The following is a 19,778-nucleotide window of genomic DNA, read 5'->3' as shown; positions in this document are numbered from 1 at the left end:
TATGCTCGGCCCACTGCTCGTCCTCGGCGGGTTCGTCGTCCTCTCGATCGGGCTTTCGAAGCTCAGGCCCGCCTACCACGTCTACCGCGGCGAGACCGACGACGTCGTCGCGGTCGAGCGCGCCGAGGGACCAGTCGAGCTCGCGGGGACCGTGAGCCCGATCGACGACCCGCTTCGAGCGCCGCTCACGGGGACGGCCGCGCTCGCCTACGAGTACGAGGTCGAGGAGCTCCAGTCCAGCGGCAAGAGCTCCTCGTGGAACACGGTCGACGAGGGACGGGCGGCGACGCCGTTCCGGCTCGAGGACGCGACCGCGAGCGTCCGGGTCGAGCCCGCGGGCGCCGAGCTGGCGCTGTCGACCGACACGACGATCGAGGTCGACGGCGGCGAGCCCGAACCCGAACCGATCAGGGAGTTTCTCGCCCACGAGTCCGACCTCGAATCCGAGAACACCTCCCTCGACCTGAAGGTGGTCGAGCTCGCGACCGGAAACGACCGCAGGTACCACGAGCGTCGGCTCGAGCCCGGCGGCGAGGCGTACGTGTTCGGACAGTCGAGCTACGACGTCGACGCCCGCGAGACGATGCGGGACGTTAGCGCGGTCGTGAGCGACGGCGACGGAACGCCGGCGTTCGTCGTCTCGGATTCCAGCCAGGACGGAACCGCCCGTCTCCTCGCGACGCGACAGCTGCCCTGGCTGGTCGGCGGCCTCCTCATGATCGGTATCGGCAGCTGGCTGGTGGCGTCCTCGGCACTGTTCTGAGTCCGGCGGGACGACATCGCCTCGATCGCTCGAGTGCGAGGCGCCACCGACGCTTTTGTCTCTTCCGCTCGTCGTAGCGCCCATGGATACGGGACTGCTGACGACGAGCACCGACGAGCTCGCGGAGGCCGACGTCGCCGTCCGCGCCGAAGAGCTGGGGTACGACGACGTCTGGCTGCCCGAGCTGTGGGGCGAGAGCGGCGTCGTCCGGGCGACCGAGATCGCGACCCGGACCGACGAGCTGGGGATCGCGTCGGCGATCCTGAACGTCTACTCGCGCTCGCCGGCCGTCCTCGCGATGACCGCAGCCTCGCTCCAGCGGGTCTCGGACGGCCGGTTCGTCCTCGGTGTCGGCACGAGCACGAAGAAGTCGATCGAGGACCTCCACGGCGAGGACTTCGACCGCCCCGTGCGGCGCGCCCACGAGACGATCGAGCTCGTCCGCGCGTTCACCGCGGGAGAGGGTCGAGTCGACTACGACGGCGAGCTACTCGCGGCGAAGGACTTCCCGTCGCTCGAGGCGCCGACGCCGATCTACCACGCCGGGCTGGGCCCCGCGAACCGCCGGGTGGTCGGTCGGCTCGCCGACGGCTGGATCCCGCACAACATCCCCTTCTCGCGGCTCGAGGACGCCTTCGAGGAAGTCGCGACGGCGGCCCGGGAGCGGGATCGCGATCCCGACGAGATCGCCGTCGCGCCGTACGTCCCCGCGGCCGTCAGCGAGGACCGTGACGCGGCCCGGGACGCGATCCGCGGCCACATCGCCTACTACGTCGGCAGCGGTGAAGGGTACCGACGGGCCGTCGGCGCGGCGTACCCAGACGAGGCCGAGCGGATCGCCGAGGCCTGGCGCGGCGGGAACAGGGGCGAGGCGGCGGACGCGGTTACCGACGAGCTGGTCGACGACCTCGGCGTCGCGGGAACGCCCGAGGACGCCCGGGATCGCCTCGAGTCCCTCGTCGCGGAGACGGGGATCGACCACCCGATCGTCGTGGTTCCCGATCCCGCCTCCGACGAGATCGTCGAGCTGACGATCGAGTCGCTCGCGCCGGACTAAAAGCGGGCAGCAGCGTCCGGACCGGCAGTTTTGGTCCGCGTCGAACGCGGTTCGAACGGAGCGATCGATCATGGCCACGGAGTACGCAGAGTTCATCGGCGAGGTACAGCACCGTATCGACGCCGGGACGCGGGCCGAGGCCGTCAGGACGACCCGCGCCGTCCTCGAGACCCTCGGCGAGCGCGTCGGGGAAGGCGGAGCAACGGATATCGCGAGCCCGCTCCCCCTGGAGATCGACCGCTACCTCCTGCAGGTCGAGCACGGCCAGCGCCACGACCTCGACGCGTTCGTCGACCGAGCCCACGAACGGCTCAACTACGAGGACCTCGAGCTTGAGACCGACTACTCCCGTCCGTCGGGCGTCGATCGAGCCGACGCCACCTCCCGGACGAAGGCCGTCCTCGCGCTGTTGAGCGAGGTCGTCCCCGGCGGCGAGATCGCGAACGTCGAGAGCCAGCTCCCCGAGGAGTTCGAGGAGTTGTTCGAGCTGGTCGACGCCGAGACCCAGCCCTGGGAGGCGCAGTAGCCGACGGCTCCACCGTCGGTCGCGGTGGGTAGCGATCCGCGCTCGACCGCGACCGCTCCGATAGCGCGAACGGCGGAACGCCGTCCTCGACGTCGGATTCGACTTCGGCGGCCGCTTCGCTCGTTCTCGAAGGCGCCGTACTGACCGAGACTGCCGTTCTCTCGACTCGACTGTCGGCCGAAACGACCGCTTCGTACGCCTGATCGTACTGGATTCGTCCGTTCGTCAGACGACCAGCGAGTGGTACCTATACAGACTACAGTATCGAAGGAAAAAGTTATTCAATAGTAGTTGGTGTGTGCTACTAGTCACGTGGGATACGAATGGCAAGAATGGAAACAACGGAGTTCGAAACCGACCTGAGTCTGTTTAAATACGACCATCTCGAACAGCTTCCGTCGGAGTATCGCGAACTCGAAGAGGACGAGCGAACGGAGCGGATCGAGGACGCGCTCGAGATCCTCGGCGACGACGTCGTCGTCCTCGGGCACAACTACCAGCGACGGGAGATCGTCGAGCACGCCGACTTCGTCGGGGACTCCTACGGACTCTCAAGGGAGGCGGCCGCGGCCGACGCCGAGTACGTGGTCTTCGGCGGCGTGACGTTCATGGCCGAGAGCGCCGACATCATCACTGACGACGACCAGACGGTGATCCTCCCGTCGATGGAAGCCTCCTGCCCGATGGCCGGAATGGCCGAGGCGCTACAGGTCGACGCCGCCTGGGAGGAGATCACGGCGGCCGCGCCCGACGCCGAGATCGTTCCGATCACGTACATGAACTCCTACGCAGACCTGAAGGCGTTCTGTGCGAGCCAGGGTGGGCTGGTCTGTACGTCCTCGAACGCCCACGAGGCCTTCGAGTGGGCCCTCGAGCGCGGCGACAAGGTCCTCTTTCTCCCCGACAAACACCTCGGGGAGAACACGGCCCACCGCCTGGGGATGGCCGACGAGACCGTCGCGTGGGATCCGTGGGACCCCGAGGGAAAGGACGCTGAGGAGGTCGCCGAGAAGGACCTAATCCTCTGGAACGGCTACTGCCAGGTTCACGAGCGGTTCAGCGAGGCCCACGTCGAACAGGTTCGCGAGGACCGACCGGAGGCAAACGTGGTCGTCCACCCCGAGTGTCGCCGCGAGGTCGTCGAGGCCGCCGACGTCGTCGGCTCGACGGCGACGATCCGCGAGACCGTCGCCAACGCCGATCCCGGCGAGACGTGGGCGATCGGCACCGAGATCCACCTCGCGAACCACCTGCAGCGCTGGCACCCCGAGGTCGAGGTCGTCCCGCTGTGTGGCGACGCCTGCATGGACTGCAACGCCATGCGCCAGATCGACCCCAACTACCTCGCGTGGGTCCTCGAGGAGCTCGTCGCGGGCCGGGAGCGCAACGTGATCGAGGTCACGCCCGAAGAGAAAGACCTCGCCGAGCTGGCGCTCGAGCGCATGCTGGAGCTCTGATCGACCATGTCCGAGACACCACCTCACGACACCGCCGACGTCCTCGTCGTCGGCAGCGGCATCGCGGGCTGTGCGGCCGCGCTGCAGGCCGCACGCGAGGACGCGGAGGTCCTGCTGGTGACGAAGGCCGAACGTCCCGCTGACGCGAGCACCGACTGGGCCCAGGGCGGCATCTCGACCGCTCGCGGCGACCCGGAGGCGCTGAAACGCGACGTCCTCGCGGCCAGCGACGGGACCGCAGATCCCGACGCCGTCGACGTCCTCGTCGACGAGGCCGACGCGGCCGTCGAGGACGTCCTCCTCGAGACGCTCGGAATCGGCTTCGACGAGCGCGCGGACGGCGCGTTCGACTACGCACGCGAGGCGGCCCACTCCGAGCGACGCATCCTCCACGTCGACGCCGCGACGGGGACTCACATCCTGCACCCGTTCCTGAACTACCTCGACGACCACGAGCGCGTCGAGGTTCGACAGGACACCGCCGTCCTCGAGCTGATTGCCCACGAGGGCCGCGTCCGCGGCGTCCTCACCGACGAGGACGCGACGGGCCACCCCGTCTACGCCGGGGCGACGGTGCTGGCGACGGGCGGGATCGGCGCGCTCTACCCGCGCTCGACGAACCCCGAGGGAGCTACCGGCGACGGGATCGCGATGGCTGCGCTCGCGGGCGCCGACGTCGCGGACCTGGAGTACGTGCAGTTCCATCCGACCGCGTATGCCGGCGACGACCCGTTCCTCCTCTCGGAGGCGCTGCGCGGCGAGGGCGCCGTCCTTCGGAACGGGGACGGCGACCGGTTCATGGACGACTACCACCCCGACGCCGAACTCGCGCCCCGGGACGTCGTCGCCCGCGCGGTCGAAACCGAACGCGAGGAGACCGGCGAGGTCCTCCTGGACGTACGGACGCTTGAGGGCGGTTTCGAGGACGAGTTCCCCGGCATCGCCGAGAGCTGTCGCGACCGCGGGATCGACGGCGACGAGATCCCGGTCGCGCCCTGCGAGCACTTCCTCTGTGGCGGGATCGACGTCGACCACCACGGGCGAACGAGCATCGAGGGACTGTACGCCGTCGGCGAGTGCGCTCGGACGGGCGTCCACGGCGCGAACCGCCTGGCGAGCACGAGCCTGCTCGAGGGGCTGGTCTGGGGGCTCCGGGCGGGCGAGGACGCCGGGAGCGAGCTGCGTTGCACCCTGACGCGACGCGGTGGAACCGCGGAGCACGCCGAACCCGCGGCCGTCGAGGCACCCACCCTCCGGGACAGCGACCCCGCACTCCCCGAGCGCTTCGCCGCCGAGAAGTTCGCACGGCTGCAGCGGACGATGGGCGACGAGCTCGGCCTCGAGCGCGATCCCGACGGGATCGCCCGCGCGAGCGCCGTCCTCCGACGGCTCAAGGGCGAGGTCGACGCCTACACCCGCACCCGGACCTCCCGCGAACTCTACGAGCTCCGGAACGCCTGCGTCACCGCACTGTTGATCGCGCGGGCTGCGGGCGAGAACGGGGAATCGCGAGGCTGTCACCACCTCGTCCGCGAGGACGCACCGACCGCCGAGCCGGAGGCACCCCGATGATCACCGACGCGCAGGTCGAGCGCTGGCTCCGCGAGGACGTCGGCCACCACGACGTCACGAACCAGGTCCCCGGCGAGACAACCGGGCGTCTCGTCGCGAAAGAACGGGGGATCGTCGCGGGGCTCGAGGCCGCCCGCGCGGTCTTCGACTACCTCGGGGTCGACGTCCTCGAGGCGTGCGAGCCCGGCGCGCCGATCGAGCCCGGCGACGAGGTCCTCCGCGTCGAGGGGGCCACACGCGAGGTCCTCCGGGGCGAGCGCGTCGCCGTGAACCTGGTCGGACACGCCTCGGGCATCGCGGCCCGAACCCGCAGGGCGATCGAGGAGGCGCGAACCGAGTCGGACGGCGTCCGGATCGCTGCCACCAGAAAGACGACGCCCGGCCTGCGGGGCCTCGAGAAGCGAGCCGTCGTCGCCGGCGGCGGCGACACCCACCGCCTCGACTGCACCCATATGGTGATGGTCAAGGACAACCACGTCGCCGAGCTGGGTCTCGAGGACGCCGTCTCGCGGTTCCGGGAGCGGGCGTCGTTCGCGACGCAGATCGAGGTCGAGGTCGAATCGCCGGGGGACGCCCCCCGGGCCGTAGAGGCCGGTGCGGACGTCGTCCTGCTCGACAACATGACGCCCGCGGAGACCCGGACGGGGGTCGAGCTGCTCGCCGAGACCGACGCGCTGACGGAGGCCAGCGGCGGTATCGGGCTCGAGGACGTCCCCGAGTACGCCGCGACTGGCGTCGACGTGATCTCGATGGGGTCGCTGACCCACTCGGCGCCCGCGCTGGATCTGTCCTTCCGAACCGGCGAACCGTAGAGCGCGCAGCTCCGCGCACGGCCTTTTTGTCCTCGAGCATCCATCGCTCTCTCGTGACGGAGCCAGTTCGCACCTGCGAGGAGCACGGCCCGTTCGCGACCGACGACGGCACGTGTCCGCGCTGTGGTGCCCGCGGGACGGAGCTGCTCTCGGGGGATCGACGGCGTCGCCTCTCGAAGTACACGAGCGGCGCCCTGCGGCACTTTCCCGAGGACGCCGGCCTCGAGCTCGACGAGCGAGGGTGGGCGAGCCTCGAGGCGCTGGTCGACGCCGTCGAGCGGACGTACGACTGGGCGGGATCCGCCCACGTCGCGGCCGTGATCGCGACCGATCCGAAGGGGCGGTTCGAGCGAACCGACGGCGACCGCGTCCGCGCGGCCTACGGCCACTCCGTCGACGTCGACCTCGAGCCGACCGACGCGCCGGTACCCAACGAGCTCTACCACGGCACCGCTCCGGAGAATCTCGCGTCGATCCGCGAGTCGGGGCTCCGGCCGATGTCCCGCCAGCACGTCCACCTCTCGGAGAGCCCCGGGGCCGCCCGCCGCGTCGGGAGCCGCCACGCGAGCGATCCCGTCGTCCTCGTCGTCGACGCCGCGGGGCTGCTCGCGGACGGCCACCGGATTACGAAACGCGGTCGCGAGACGTACACGACCGACCGGGTGCCGCCGGCGTACCTCAAGGAAGCCGACGGGGCGTCGGACGGGAGCGGCGATCGCTGACGACGGGCCGACCACCGTTGTAGGCGTGTCGGGGCTCATCGGCGCCATCGAACTGCGCGCCGTCTCTCGTCCGAGCTCCCACGGACACCCCGTCCACGAGGAGGGGATCGGTGCGCGATGGCCGGCTACGACCGCTCCTGCGTCCTCGGCTTTCTCGGCCGTCCGATCGGCGCTTCGGGGCTCGTGAACCGCTCTCGACGGCCGGCAGGAAACTTATCCGTTCCAGTATCAATTCCCCGGACATGGGTACGCGAGCGGGTTTCAACGAGGGGGACGGGAGGTTCTGGCGGACGGACGACGACGACGCGGCGCTTCGACAGTATCGGACGCTGATCAGCGCGATCGACGACGGCGTTTATCAACTCGATTCGGACGGGAACTTCGTCGCGGTGAACGATACTATCGTCGAAACAACGGGGTACGAACGGGAGGAACTGCTCGACGAACACGTCTCGCTGATCATGGCCGACGACGACGTTTCCGCCGTCGAGAACGCGGTGGCGTCTCGGCTCGACGGGGAGAGCGAGGAGACCGAAGCGTTCGAGCTGGGTCTTCGAGCCGCCGGCGGCGAAACCGTTCCGTGCGAGCTCCGGATCACCCCGCTCGTCGAGGACGGCGAGCTTCGGGGGACGATCGGCGTGGTGCGGGATCGCACCGACTCGAAACGGCGGCTGGACACGTTCGAATCGCCGACCGTGCCGTCGGGGTCCGTCACTGACGTCCTCGACGAGGCCGATATCGGCGTGTTCGTCCTCGACGACGGGTTCGAAGTCGCATGGGCGGACGAGACCGTCGAGCAGTACTTCGGGCTGGATCGAGACGCCATCGTCGGGCGCGATAAACGAGCGCTGGTGGACGAAACGGTAAAACGCAGATTCGAGAACCCGGAGCGGTTCGCGGAAACGGTGTTGGCCACCTACGAGGACAACAGCTACGTCGAACGGTTCGAATGTCAGGTCGAACCCGGCGACGACCGCGACGGCCGGTGGCTCGAACACTACAGCAAACCGATCGAGTCGGGTCGATACGCCGGAGGACGGATCGAGCTCTACTACGATATCACCGACAGAAAGCGCTCGGAGAGCGCCCTCCGAGAGAGCAGAGAGGAGTTCCGGTCACTGGTCGATACGGTCGAGGAGTACGCGATCTTCCGGCTGGATCCGGACGGTCGCGTCATCAGCTGGAACACGGGCGCCGAGCGGATCAAGGAGTACGACCGCGAGGAGATTCTCGGCGAGTCGTTCTCGGTCTTCTACACGCCCGAGGACCGTGCGGCGGGCGTTCCGGAGCGGAACCTCGAGCGGGCGACCGAGCGCGGATCGCTCGAGGACGAGGGGTGGCGCGTCCGCGCGGACGGGTCGCAGTTCTGGGCAAACGTCACCATCACGCCGATTCGGGACGCCGACGGCACCCACCGGGGCTACCTGAAGGTGACCAAGGACATGACCGAGCGACGCCGGCGCGAGCAACGACTCGAGAACGAACTCGAGGACGTTTTCAGCAGGATCACCGACGCGTTCTACGCGGTCGACGAGGAGTTCCGGTTCACTCACGTCAACGACCGCGCCGAGGAGCTCCTCCAGCACCCCGAAGAAGACCTGCTCGGCGAACGCCTCTGGGACGTCTTTCCGTCCGCCGCCGAGATCGACGAAGTCTGGACGGCGTTCCATACGGCACAGGAGACCCAGGAGGCGACCAGTTACGAGGTCTACTACGACACGCTCGGGTTCTGGGTCGAAGCGAACCTCTACCCCTCCGAAACCGGAATCTCGGTCTACTTTCGGGACGTCACCGATCGCAAGGAACGCGAGCAGTACCTGGAGGACACCAAGGAACAGCTCGAGGCCGCGACCGAGGCCGGTGCGGTCGGGACCTGGGAGTGGAACGTCGCCGAGGACACGTTCGTTGCCGGCGCCTCCTTCGCGCGAACGTTCGGACTCGATCCGGAGCGGGCACGAGAGGGGTTCCCCCTCGAACGGGTGCTGTCGTCGATCCACGAGGACGATCGCGACCGCGTCGCCGCACGGATCGAGGACGCTCTTGAGCGCTGCGGCGAGTACGAGGCGGAGTACCGCGTTCGCGACGCCGACGGCGAGATCCGCTGGGTCTTCGCCCGCGGCCACGTCGAGTGCGACGAGGCGGGTGAGGCCGAGACGTTCCCCGGCGCGCTCACCGACATCACGGAGCGCAAACGGGCCGAACTCGAGGCCGAGACACAACGCAGGCAACTCGAGACGCTGTTTCGAGTGTTGCCCGTCGGCGCCGTAGTCGCGGACGCGGACGGGTCGCTGGTCAGGGCCAACGCCGCGGCCAGGGAGATCTGGGGCGGGGACGTTTTCGACGCCGACTCCGTCGACGAGTACGAGAAGTACGCCGCCGTCTGGGCGGACTCCGGGAAGCCGGTCGAGCCCGATGAGTGGACCATGTCGCAAGTCCTCCGGGGCGAGGAGGTGACGGAGCCGAACGTCTACGAGATTCGGACGTTCGACGGCGAACGACGGATCATCATGGAACACGGGATGCCCGTCAGGGACGAACGCGGCGACGTGGATCGGGCCGTCGTCACGCTCACCGACATCACCGAGCGCCGGGAGTACCAGCGGCGACTCGAAGAGACGGTCGACCGACTCGAGACCTCGAACGAACGGCTCGAAGACTTCGCGTACGCAGCCTCCCACGACCTCCAGGAGCCACTGCGGATGGTTTCGAGCTACCTCCGGCTGATCGAGGACCGCTACGGCGACGCCCTCGACGCGGACGGCGAGGAGTTTCTGGAGTTCGCCATCGACGGCGCAGACCGGATGCGGAACATGATCGACGGCCTGCTCGAGTACTCCCGCGTCGAGACCAAGGGGAACCCCTTCGAGCCGACCGACCTCGAGACGGTCGTCGAGGGCGTCCTCGCGGACCTCCAGCTCCGGATCGAGGAAAGCGACGCGGACGTGACGGTCGACCGGCTGCCCCGCGTGAACGGCGACCCGGACCAGTTGCGACAGGTGTTCCAGAACCTGCTGTCGAACGCGATCGAGTACAGCGGCGACGAGCCACCGGTGATTCGCGTCGACGCGGAGCGACGAGGCGAGTGGTGGACGGTCTCGGTCCACGACGAGGGGCTCGGTATCGATCCCGACGACCAGGACCGAATTTTCGAGGTGTTTCAGCGGCTTCACGGCCGCGGCGAACACGAGGGGATGGGGATCGGGCTGGCGGTCTGTCAGCGGATCGTCGAGCGCCACGGCGGCGAGATCCGCGTCGACTCCGAGCCCGGCGAGGGGACGACGTTCTCCGTTACGCTCCCGGCGGTCGACGAGTCGTAGCGTACCAGTAGTTGGTAATACGGTTTCTTTATTCAGCGTGGAGTGTGAAAATCGCGCCACGTACAGGTGGAGGCGGTACCGCTGCGGTAGCGCTACAAGCGCAGCACCCGCGAGCGACCATCGGGAGCGAGCGGCCTTTTTAGCGTAGATTTTTGCGCCGAGCGGTTCCGAACGCAGTGAGGAATCCCGAGGCGGAAAAAGGTACGTGGGCACACGTAGTTCCCGATTTGCCTGTTTCAGTTTCAGGTGTGAGGCTGAATAAAGAAATCGCGCTACTATCTACTGGTACGGTGTCGGAACCGTCCCGGGATCGAGTGATCCGAATTTCTCTCGTTCAACTCCCTCGTCTCGCAGCTACCGCTCACGGATGGTCGCGGTAGCATGCGAGGGAAGGGATTTGAACCCTCGGACCCCTACGGGAGCGGGTCTTAAGCCCACCGCCGTTGGCCTGCTTGGCTACCCTCGCGCAGGAATGCACCCGATGGTAATCGTCGTGCTGGGATGTGCGTTTCGGTGTTCGGTCGACGGGGGAGCGAGGACGTCCGTCGACGATCGCCGACGGCGTCCCCGCGATCGTTCCGAGCGGGTGTAGTTTTTTCAGTGCTGCCGATCACTGTAGAGCCATGAGTGAGAGTAACTTGCAGGAGGAACAGGAGCCGCTGAAAGCCGAGTACGAAGAAAATCCCGAGGCAGCCCGGGTCACGCTGACCGCGACCGGAGAGGAAGGGGACGACAGCCGGGCCTGCAGCGTCGACATCGGGCGGGCGATCCACGAGGCCGAACTCCACGAGGGCGCCGGTGGCCCCGGTACCGGAGCCTGTTCGGGTGATCTGCTGCTGGGCGCGCTGGCGGCGTGCTCGCAGCTCACCGCACAGGCCGTCGCGGAGAACTTCGGGCTCGACGTCGACGTCGGTGTCGAGGCCAGCGGCGACCTCGATCTGCGAGGGACGATGGGCGTCGCCGAGGACGTCCCGGTCGGATTCCAGGACATCCGCCTCGAGGTGACCGTCGAGGGGGACGTCGACGAGGAGACGCGGGCCGCGCTACAGCAGTACACCGAACGCTACTGCGTGGTTTACCAGACCCTCGCGGAGCCGTCGGCCCTCGAGACCGAGTGGACCTTCCGAACGGACGGCGACGGAGCGGACTGAGGAACCGTCCGCCCCAGGTCGCTTCGCGGTCGGGACGAGGACGCGAGCGCCGGCGTCTCTCTACCAGTCGACGCTCAGCGTACCGTCGCCGTGGGGATCCGGGGCGATCTCCTCGTCGGTGCGACGATCGATCACGTGGATGCAGCCGTCACCCTTCTTCGCCGGGCAGATCTCCGCGGCCCGGACGTTGTGCTCGAGGTCGTCCTCGCCGAAGAAGTAGGCCCTCGGCTGGGCGACCCCGGAGGTGATCGACAGCTCCCAGTTGTCGCTGACCTCGGCGCACTTGCCTGCGCCGAAGCACTTGTTCGCCTCGAAGATGATCTTGTAGGGTTTCTCCTCGACCGGTGGCGCGTCCGCGGAGCCGACGTCGCTCGCGCGTTCGATCCCCTCGTCGTCGCTCATGATCTACTGGTTCGGCCCCGTCGCCTTTCGCGTTACGGTCGGCGCAGGCGACGACCCGACGCCGTCAGTCCGACGTCGGGACGTCGGCCTTCGGACGCGGCAGATCGTAGCTGACGCCCGTCAGCTCCCGCGAGATCGCCCACAGCCGGCGGGCAGTCTCCTCGTCGTAGGACCGATCGGAGGAGGCCTGGCGCTCGGGGGAGCCACGCATGTTCGCGAGTCCGCCCGGCCCGTAGTAGGCGCCGCCCTTGGCTTCGGGGGCGGTCGCGGCGTACAGCGTCGGCAGTGCACCCATCTCGGCCGACTGGGCGACGAGCCCGTTCAGGAGCTTCATCGCCGCCAGTCGGAGGCGACTCTCCTGCTGTTCGGGACCGCGAAACTGCAGAGCCGTATCCGCATAGCCCGGGTGGACCGCCATACTGTCGGCGTTCAGCCCGGCCGTCAGGAACCGTCGTTCGAGCTCGTAGGCAAACAGGACGTTCGCCAGCTTCGACTGGGCGTAGGCCTCCCACTTGTTGTAGGAGTCCTCGCCCTGAAGATCGTCGAACTCGATCTCGCCCTGCTCGTGGACGCCGCTTGAAACCGTGACGACCCGCGCGGCGTCCCCGCCGTCGGTCGCCAGGCGCTCGAGCAGCAGGCCGGTGAGCGCGAAGTGGCCGAGGTGGTTGACGCCGAACTGGGTCTCGAACCCGTCGGCAGTCTCGCTTCGCGGAATCGCCATCACACCCGCGTTGTTGATCAGTACGTCGATCTCCGCATCCAGCCGGTCGGCGAACGCCCGGACCGACTCGAGATCGCCCAGATCACACTCCTCGACGCGGAGCTCGGCGTCGGGCGCGTTGCGCCGGACGTCGCGGGCTGCCCGCTCCCCTCGCTCGACGCTCCGGCAGGCCATGATCACCGTCGCCCCCTCGCGCGCGAGCTCGCGGGTCGCCTCGAGCCCGATCCCGCTGTTTGCGCCCGTTACGACGATCGTTCGACCGCTCTGGTCGGGAACGTCCGCAGCCGTCCAGCTCATACGACTGCCAGGGAGGCCGATGCCCTAAGCGTGGTCGTTGCATCGTTCGGTCGGGGGAGGCCGACCCCGCTCCGTCAGTTCGGCTGCAGCGACGCCGAGGACGCGTCAAGCGTCGCCTTCAGCGTGAAGCGGTCGTAGACGGCCGCGACGGGTAACTCGAGGAGCTCGCCGTCGGTACCGGTATAGCCGTAGCCGTCGTCGTCGGGCTCGAACTCCCCGAAGAGCCGCAGCTCCGCGGCGTCGCTCCGGCCGAGGAACGACTGGAGCTCGCCGGTGTCGTACCCGATCCAGAGACGGTCGTCCTCGAGCTCGACGGTCTCGGGCGCCGGAACGTCCGTGTCGGCGTCCGCCGTGACGCCGACGAACGTCTCGGCGTCGGCGACCGCGACGGCGTGTTCGGGCGCCTCGAAACAGAGCAGCGTTCGGTCGTCCTCGCGACGGACGCCCAGCTGCGGTCCGAGGTCCGCGTCGACCCGCAGGATGCGGTTCTCGAGCTCGGGCTCGACGGGGCTGTTGGTCTCGACGTACTCCATCAGCGCCGGGCCGAGCGCCGTCCCTGACTCCCAGATGAGGTCGGCGTCGCGGAACGGCGCGTAGGCGTCCGCGGTGTCTTTCAGGTAGTCGGTCGTCGAGACGACGTACGTCTCGTCGTTCTCGAGAGGCTCGCCGTCGACGAAGACGTCGAGGACCTCCGGCTCCTCGTGACCGCGCCACTCGTACTGGAGCCCCGCGACCTGCTGGCCCTGCTGGGCGCCGAAGGCGTTGTCCGGGAGCGTGTCGATGCGGTTCTCGAGGACCTGTTCGATCTCCGCGCCGGTGGCCTCGAAGACGACGATCTCGTTGCCGAACGGAAGGATGCTCAGAACGTCGCCCGCGGTGAGCTCGCCCGGACCGTAGGTGGTGTTCGTCCGGATCCCGCCACCGTTCTGGAAGGCGACCTCGGCGTCGGGGTGGGCATCGAGCATCGTGTCGGTGATGAGGTTGCCGATCCGAGCCTCGCGGCCGTAGGTGATCGAGCCGGAGGTGTCGAGTTCGACGGCCGTCTCGCCGATCGTCTCCTCGAGTTCGTCCTCGAGCTCCTCGTACTGGGCCTCGACGCGCGCCTTGAACTTCGAGTCGGGTTCGACGTCCTCGTCCAGATCGATGCGCTCCCAGCTGACGAGGTTCCCCTCGGCGTCCAGCGTCATCACGCCGAGGTGGAAGTAGGCGTAGCCGACCTCGCTGATGACGGTGCCCGCGTGTTCCTCCGCGGCGTCCATCGTGTAGTGGGAGTGAGAGCCGAAGATGGCGTCGAGCCCGTCGACCTCCTCGGCGAGCTCGAAGTGGGTCTCGTGGGGGGTGTGAGACGAACAGACGACGACGTCGGCGTCTTCCTCCTCCCGAAGCAGCTGGGTCATCTCCCGGGCCGTCTCGACGGGATCTCGCTGCTCGTACTCCTCGGGGTAGTCGGTGATCCCGTGGAAGTTCCGCAGGACGACGTTGAAGAGCCCGACCGTGAGGTCGCCGATCTCGAGGGTGGTGTACCGCTCGGTCTCCGGAAAGAGGTCGCCGTCGGGGGTGTACAGCGCGGAGTTCAGCCAGGGGAACTCGCTATCGGCGAACCGCTGCTCGGCGACGTCGACGCCGTAGTCGAAGTCGTGGTTGCCGACCCCCGCAGCCGTCAGCTCCATGTCGTTCATGAAGTCGATCTTGTGGGCACCCTCGGTGAAAAACGAGATCGTCGAGGAGCCGAGCTCGTCCCCGTTCGCGAGGAAGACCGCGTCGTCGCGATCGGCGAGCTGGTCCTGGACGACGTTCCAGTAGCGGGCGATGTTGGGCTCGCCGGGTTCGCCGATCTCGCTGTGGGTGTGGAGATCGTGAACGATCGTTACGGTATCGCCCTCGGGTTCCTCGGCCGCGACGCCCGAGACCTGCGAGCCGAGCGTCAGCGCGCCGGCCGCAGCCGCGGTCGCACCCATGAACGTGCGGCGCGTGTGGGTTCGACCACAGCCACATTCGGCGTCGATCTCCGCGGGTTCTTTCGGACGGAGCTCACCGTCGTCCTCGACCGCATACACCTGACTCCGTTCGGTCGCCGGTTCGCCCTGCCTCGATCGGACGGCCGTTCGCCGCCCGCAGTCGGACTGGTCGGAAGACATCGATCGATGATTGAAAATCATCCGTGAAAGAAGTTCCCATACTTCCGGAACAGCCCCTCCAACCCGAGAGGGCCGATACCACAACGCACCAGGACGGTACACCGAACGCTATCCGGTGCAAAACTACCCGAAAACCGAACGAAACGACCTCGAGCGGTCGCCCGGACGCTACTCGTAGTCGACCGAGACCGACTCGAGGAGGACGTCCTCGCGGGGTCGGTCGTTGGCGTCGGTCTCGACGTTGCCGATCTCGCGGACGACGTCCATCCCGTCGGTTACCTTCCCGAAGACGGCGTGGCGGTCGTCGAGGTGGGGCTGGGCGTCCAGCGTGATGAAAAACTGCGAGCCGTTGGTGTCCGGCCCGGAGTTGGCCATCGAGAGGATGCCCTCGTCGTCGTGGCGCAGCTCCTCGTGGAACTCGTCGTCGAACTGGTAGCCGGGACCACCCCGGCCCGTCCCCGTCGGGTCGCCGGTCTGGATCATGAAGTCCTCGATGATCCGGTGAAAGAGCACGTCGTCGTACAGCGGCTCGCCCTCGACGTCCTCGCCGGTCTCGGGATCGGTCCACTCCTGGCCGCCCGTCGCAAGTCCGACGAAGTTGTCGACGGTCCGCGGCGCGCGCTCGTCGTAGAGTTCGACGTCGATGTCGCCCTTGCTCGTGTGCAGGGTCGCAGTAACGTTGCCCATATCTCGGCCGACGGCCGGACGGGTGAAAACGGTAGTGGTCTCGGAACGGTGTCACCGCCTGCCGCAGGTACATACCGGCGGACGTGGTACGGAACGGCTATGACCGCCGGAACGCACACAAGCGAGGACGTGACCCTCGCGCGGCTGCCATCGGGCGTCGAGATCACGACGACGGTCCACACCTACGACGGGGCCGAGGACGGCCCGACGCTGTACGTCCAGGCCGCCCAGCACGGCCGCGAGATCAACGGCACCGAGACGCTGCGACGGTTCCACGAACGGCTCCCGCTCGACTCGCTGTCGGGACGGATCGTCGCCGTTCCCGTCGCGAACCCGCTTACCTTCGATCGGGTCTCGTACACGACCCCGGAGATCATCGACAGCGTCAACCCGAACATGAACCGGGTGTGGCCCGGCGACGCCGACGGAAGTCTCCACCAGCGCATGGCGGCTCGCCTCTGGGAGTACGTCGACGGCGCCGACGCCGTCGTCGATCTCCACACCGGGAGTCCGGACATGCTGCCCCACGTCGTCTTCCTCGAGGACGACGAGGAGTCACGGGCGCTGGCCGAGGCGTTCGGCACCGACCTCCTGCTCTCGGAGGAGGCCGACGACGACGCGAGCGACGAGTGGCACCGCCGCGGATTCGCCGGGAAGCTCCGGGTTGCGGCCGCCAACGAGGGGATTCCCTCGATCACGCCCGAGCTCGCCCACAACAAACAGATCCTGGAGGACGCCGTCGAGACCGGCGTTGACGGGCTGCTCGACACCTGTCGGTACCTCGGGATGCTCCCGGGCGAGGTACCCGAGCGCGAGCGGACCCTCGCCAGGAACCACCTCGGCCAGGTCGTCACCGACGAGTCGGGGCTGTTCCGTCCGGAGCCGGGCCTCGAGATCGGCCAGCCGGTCGCCGAGGGCGACCCGCTGGGAACCGTGTACGATCCGACTACATACGAGCCCCTCCAGTCGGCGACCGTGGGCCGCGAGGGGCTGCTCTACACGCTCACTCGCGAGTCGACCGTCGCAGCCGGCGACAAGCTCGCGAGCGTCGCCCTGATCCGCGAGGAGTGACGGCTACGAGAGCCCGAGGACGGAGAGTCCGGCGACCGAGCCGCCGACGAGGACAACCGTCCAGGCACCGAGCCCGACCGCGAGCCACGCGACGACCCGTCGCGGTCGGCCGTCGATCGTCGCGGCCAGCAGCGCTGCGAAGTGGATCCCGGCCAGGATCGGGCCGAGAACCGAGAAGCCCGCGAGGCCGTAGCGCTCCCACGCGCGCCGCGCCCGCCCGGTTCGGCCGTCGTCGGCGTCCTCGGCGCCCCCGAATCGACGTCGCCACCAGCGGACGAGCCACTCCTGGAAGCACACGATCAGACAGACGGCGGTAACGCTGCCGGCGAACGCAGCGGCCCCCGTCGCGACGGGATCGAGTCCGAGTCCGATCGCGGCCGGGATCACGACGAACGGTTCGACCGCCGGGACCATCGCGAGCAGGAACACAAGGACGTACCGGAGAATACCACCCGTCTCCTCGAGTGCGCCTGCGGCGTCGACGAACGCTATCGCCTGTGACATGATGGCTCCTCCGAGCGCGGCTGCCCGACCGCACAATGGGTCGCAGACGCTCGATACGGGTATGAGGGACGCGAACGGGAAAGATATCGATTTCGGTTCGGAGCTCAGCAGGTCGAGAACCCGCCGTCGACGACCAACCCGTGGCCGCTGACGAACGAGGCTTCGTCGCTGGCCAGAAAGAGAATCGCGTCGGCGATCTCCTCGGGGTTGCCGAGGCGCTTGAGCGGGTACTCCTTGGCCATCGCTTCCCGGGCCGCCTCGGGATCGTCCTCCGTCGCCAGATACTGCTCGAGCAGCGACGTATCGGTAAAGCCCGGACAGACCGTATTCGCACGCACCCCGTAGGGGCCCGCCTCGGCGGCGAGCGCCCGCGTGAGGTTCAATACGGCGCCCTTGCTCAGCGAGTAGGCCGCCTGCTTGGGCAGCCCGAGGATGCTCGCCAGCGAGCCGACGTTGACGATCGAACCGTGGCCCTGTTCTTTCATATGCGGCAGAGCCGCGTGGCAGCCGTTCCAGACGCCCTTGATGTTGACGTCGATGACGAAGTCCCGAATCGAGTCGTCGGTGTCCTCGAGCCGCGAGGACGGGTGGCCCGTGCCGGCGTTGTTGACGACGATGTCGAGACCGTACTCCTCGGCGACGGCGTCGACGACCGCGTGGAACTCCTCGCCGTCGGTGACGTCCAGCTCGTGAAACTCCGCCGTCGCTCCCTTGTCCGCGAGCTCGTCGGCGACCGCCTCCCCGCCGTTGCTGTCGATATCGGTGACGATAACCCGGGCCCCCTCGTCGGCGAAGCGTTCGGCCGTCGCGCGTCCGATCCCCGAGGCCGCACCGGTGATCAGCGCCGTCTCGTCTTCGAGTCGCATACCTCCCCAATCGAACGGGCTCCACATAAATTCGTTCATTATTTCGACGGTGGGAGAGGAATGTGTTTGGGAAAATACTCTTGAGCCGAACACTGGTAAGATGTGTCCCGAGCGAGGGGTCCCCTCTATTGCTCCCGGCGACCACGACACCCCACACCACAGTTCTAAGCGACTGGAGTGGCTTCGTTCCGGTAATGGACGAGTACGTCGAGCTCGTCGATCGATCGCTCCGGGATGCGACGCGGGGTGAGTTCGCCCGCCGCGTCGACGAGCAAGGCGATCGGCTCACCGAGGTCCTTCGCGACGGGGGACTCGACAGCCCCGGCTTCGGAATCGGACTCGAACTCGAGGCCTACGCGGTCGACGACGACGGTCGACTCGCCCGCGTGCCGAAGCCCGTCTTCGAGGGGCCCTGCGAGAAGGAACTCGGGGTGCACAACGTCGAATTCAACACCGATCCGAACCCCTTCGACGGCGACGGCATCGCCGCACAGGCGGCCCAGCTCCGTCGCGACTGTCGGCGCGGACGAGCGGCAGCCGAACGCGAGGGAACGCAACTCGTCCTAGACGGGATGTGGGCAATCCCACCACGGGAGGGAACGGCGGCCTACCTCACAGCCGTCCGCGATCGCGACGGGGTGACGATCGCCGAGAACATGACGCCGTCGCCGCGGTACTACGCGATCGACAACCACGTTCGGAGGAGTGCGGATCGACTCGCGCTCTCCGTGCCGGGCGTCGATCGGGAGTTCCCGTCGATCCTGTTCGAGTCGCTCACGAGTTCGATCCAGCCCCACGTCCAGATCCCGTCCGCGGATCGGTTTCCCCGCTACTACAACACCGCTCGCGGGACCCTGGGGCCGGTGCTCGCGCTGGCGACGAACTCGCCGCTCCTACCCGTCGACCTGTACGATCCCGACGACCCGTCTCGCTTACTCGACGAGACGTTTCACGAACTCCGGATTCCGGTGTTCGAACAGTCGATCAACCGGGCCTGGGAGAAGGTTCGCGTCCCCGATGAGATCACGGACGCCGCCGACACCGTCGATCGGCTCGTCGCCGACCCGACCTGTGCGCCCTTCCTCCGCGAGTGGCTCGAAGACGACGATCGCGAGACGTTCGCCGACGAGTACTGGGAACTCGACCACAAGCGAGGGACGTACTGGCGGTGGCTCCGCGCCGTCATCGGCGGCCAGCCAGTCAGCGGGGGCGACGCCCGATCGATCCGCATCGAATACCGGCCGCTCCCCGCGCAGCCGACGATCGCGGAGAACGTCGGCTTCCAGTGTCTGGTCGCCGGACTCGTTCGCGGGCTGTGTGCGGCCGACCATCCCCTCGCAACGCTCGACCGGGAGGCGACCGAACGGAGCTTCTACGGCGCGGTCGAGGACGGACTCGACGCCGACCTCGCGTGGATCACCGCCGACGGCGATCGGACGACCGATCCGGACGTGATCTACGACGAACTCTTCGCGTTCGCCCGCCGCGGCCTCCGCGAGCAGGGCGTCCCTCCGGAGACGGTCGAGACGTTCCTCGCCCCGATCGAGGCCCGCTGGACCGATCGGACGACGCCGAGCCGGTGGAAGCTGGCCCGCGTTCGCGACCACCTCGACGGCGGCGCCGACTTCGAGGACGCCGTCCACGAGATGCAAACCGAGTACGTCCGGCGGTCGGGCGCCGGGGAGCCGATCGTGGAGTGGTCCTGATCTCGATCC

Annotated in this window: 17 protein-coding genes and 1 tRNA gene; 11 read left to right on the top strand and 7 right to left on the bottom strand. The window is 68.1% G+C overall.

Annotated elements, in window-relative coordinates; translation table 11 throughout:
- Position 1: 1 nt before the first annotated feature.
- From NATOC_RS01740 to NATOC_RS01705, 8 genes are all read left to right on the top strand, one after another.
- Positions 2-763, top strand: coding sequence for a GIDE domain-containing protein (locus NATOC_RS01740; protein ID WP_015319690.1), 762 nt, complete (start codon positions 2-4; stop codon positions 761-763).
- An 82-nt stretch (positions 764-845) separates the two neighbouring features.
- On the top strand, positions 846-1,820 hold the full coding sequence (locus NATOC_RS01735) for an LLM class flavin-dependent oxidoreductase (RefSeq protein WP_015319689.1): 975 nt from the start codon (positions 846-848) through the stop codon (positions 1,818-1,820).
- A gap of 70 nt (positions 1,821-1,890) precedes the next feature.
- Positions 1,891-2,346, top strand: a complete 456-nt coding sequence (locus NATOC_RS01730) for a DUF2267 domain-containing protein (RefSeq protein WP_015319688.1) — start codon at positions 1,891-1,893, stop codon at positions 2,344-2,346.
- A 323-nt stretch (positions 2,347-2,669) separates the two neighbouring features.
- Positions 2,670-3,803 carry a quinolinate synthase NadA gene (nadA, locus tag NATOC_RS01725; RefSeq protein WP_049888620.1) on the top strand — a complete coding sequence of 378 codons (1,134 nt, stop codon included), beginning with the start codon at positions 2,670-2,672 and terminating at the stop codon, positions 3,801-3,803.
- A gap of 6 nt (positions 3,804-3,809) precedes the next feature.
- The gene (locus NATOC_RS01720) at positions 3,810-5,375 is read left to right on the top strand and encodes an L-aspartate oxidase (protein WP_015319686.1); all 1,566 of its coding nucleotides are present in this window, start codon (positions 3,810-3,812) and stop codon (positions 5,373-5,375) included.
- A complete protein-coding gene (gene nadC / locus NATOC_RS01715; RefSeq protein ID WP_015319685.1) occupies positions 5,372-6,187 on the top strand; it encodes a carboxylating nicotinate-nucleotide diphosphorylase in 816 nt (271 codons plus the stop codon). The genes NATOC_RS01720 and nadC overlap by 4 nt, the downstream gene beginning before the upstream one ends.
- A 53-nt stretch (positions 6,188-6,240) precedes the next feature.
- Positions 6,241-6,909, top strand: a complete 669-nt coding sequence (locus NATOC_RS01710) for an RNA 2'-phosphotransferase (protein ID WP_015319684.1) — start codon at positions 6,241-6,243, stop codon at positions 6,907-6,909.
- Between the two features lie 242 nt (positions 6,910-7,151).
- On the top strand, positions 7,152-10,226 hold the full coding sequence (locus tag NATOC_RS01705) for a PAS domain-containing sensor histidine kinase (RefSeq protein WP_015319683.1): 3,075 nt from the start codon (positions 7,152-7,154) through the stop codon (positions 10,224-10,226).
- A gap of 382 nt (positions 10,227-10,608) precedes the next feature.
- On the opposite strand, the gene NATOC_RS01700 is transcribed toward NATOC_RS01705, so the two are convergent.
- A tRNA-Leu gene (locus NATOC_RS01700) sits at positions 10,609-10,692 on the bottom strand.
- 157 nt (positions 10,693-10,849) lie between these two features.
- On the opposite strand from NATOC_RS01700, the gene NATOC_RS01695 reads away from it, so the two are divergent.
- Positions 10,850-11,377 (top strand): OsmC family protein, encoded by a 528-nt coding sequence (locus NATOC_RS01695; protein WP_015319682.1) that lies wholly within the window; start codon positions 10,850-10,852, stop codon positions 11,375-11,377.
- A gap of 60 nt (positions 11,378-11,437) precedes the next feature.
- Here NATOC_RS01695 and NATOC_RS01690 read toward each other — a convergent pair whose 3' ends face one another.
- The 4 genes from NATOC_RS01690 to NATOC_RS01675 all read right to left on the bottom strand — a co-directional run bounded on the left by NATOC_RS01690 (position 11,438) and on the right by NATOC_RS01675 (position 15,622).
- The gene (locus NATOC_RS01690; RefSeq protein WP_015319681.1) at positions 11,438-11,779 is read right to left on the bottom strand and encodes a hypothetical protein; all 342 of its coding nucleotides are present in this window, start codon (positions 11,777-11,779) and stop codon (positions 11,438-11,440) included.
- Between the two features lie 64 nt (positions 11,780-11,843).
- Positions 11,844-12,797 (bottom strand): oxidoreductase, encoded by a 954-nt coding sequence (locus NATOC_RS01685; RefSeq protein WP_015319680.1) that lies wholly within the window; start codon positions 12,795-12,797, stop codon positions 11,844-11,846.
- A 74-nt stretch (positions 12,798-12,871) separates the two neighbouring features.
- A complete protein-coding gene (locus tag NATOC_RS01680; RefSeq protein ID WP_015319679.1) occupies positions 12,872-14,935 on the bottom strand; it encodes a bifunctional metallophosphatase/5'-nucleotidase in 2,064 nt (687 codons plus the stop codon).
- A 168-nt stretch (positions 14,936-15,103) separates the two neighbouring features.
- On the bottom strand, positions 15,104-15,622 hold the full coding sequence (locus tag NATOC_RS01675; RefSeq protein ID WP_015319678.1) for a peptidylprolyl isomerase: 519 nt from the start codon (positions 15,620-15,622) through the stop codon (positions 15,104-15,106).
- Positions 15,623-15,721: 99 nt separating this feature from the next.
- On the opposite strand from NATOC_RS01675, the gene NATOC_RS01670 reads away from it, so the two are divergent.
- On the top strand, positions 15,722-16,693 hold the full coding sequence (locus NATOC_RS01670) for a succinylglutamate desuccinylase/aspartoacylase family protein (protein ID WP_015319677.1): 972 nt from the start codon (positions 15,722-15,724) through the stop codon (positions 16,691-16,693).
- Between the two features lie 3 nt (positions 16,694-16,696).
- Here NATOC_RS01670 and NATOC_RS01665 read toward each other — a convergent pair whose 3' ends face one another.
- Together NATOC_RS01665 and NATOC_RS01660 are read right to left on the bottom strand one after the other, a co-directional pair.
- Positions 16,697-17,197 carry a small multi-drug export protein gene (locus NATOC_RS01665; RefSeq protein ID WP_015319676.1) on the bottom strand — a complete coding sequence of 167 codons (501 nt, stop codon included), beginning with the start codon at positions 17,195-17,197 and terminating at the stop codon, positions 16,697-16,699.
- A gap of 104 nt (positions 17,198-17,301) precedes the next feature.
- A complete protein-coding gene (locus NATOC_RS01660) occupies positions 17,302-18,063 on the bottom strand; it encodes an SDR family NAD(P)-dependent oxidoreductase (RefSeq protein WP_015319675.1) in 762 nt (253 codons plus the stop codon).
- 194 nt (positions 18,064-18,257) lie between these two features.
- Here NATOC_RS01660 and NATOC_RS01655 point away from each other — a divergent pair, with 194 nt between their 5' ends.
- Positions 18,258-19,769 carry a hypothetical protein gene (locus NATOC_RS01655; RefSeq protein ID WP_015319674.1) on the top strand — a complete coding sequence of 504 codons (1,512 nt, stop codon included), beginning with the start codon at positions 18,258-18,260 and terminating at the stop codon, positions 19,767-19,769.
- The last annotated feature ends 9 nt before the right edge of the window (positions 19,770-19,778 follow it).

The organism is Natronococcus occultus SP4, from assembly GCF_000328685.1.
Taxonomy (GTDB): domain Archaea; phylum Halobacteriota; class Halobacteria; order Halobacteriales; family Natrialbaceae; genus Natronococcus; species Natronococcus occultus.
The sequence above is the reverse complement of the archived record's forward strand: the minus strand, read 5'-3'. Positions and strand labels throughout refer to the sequence as shown.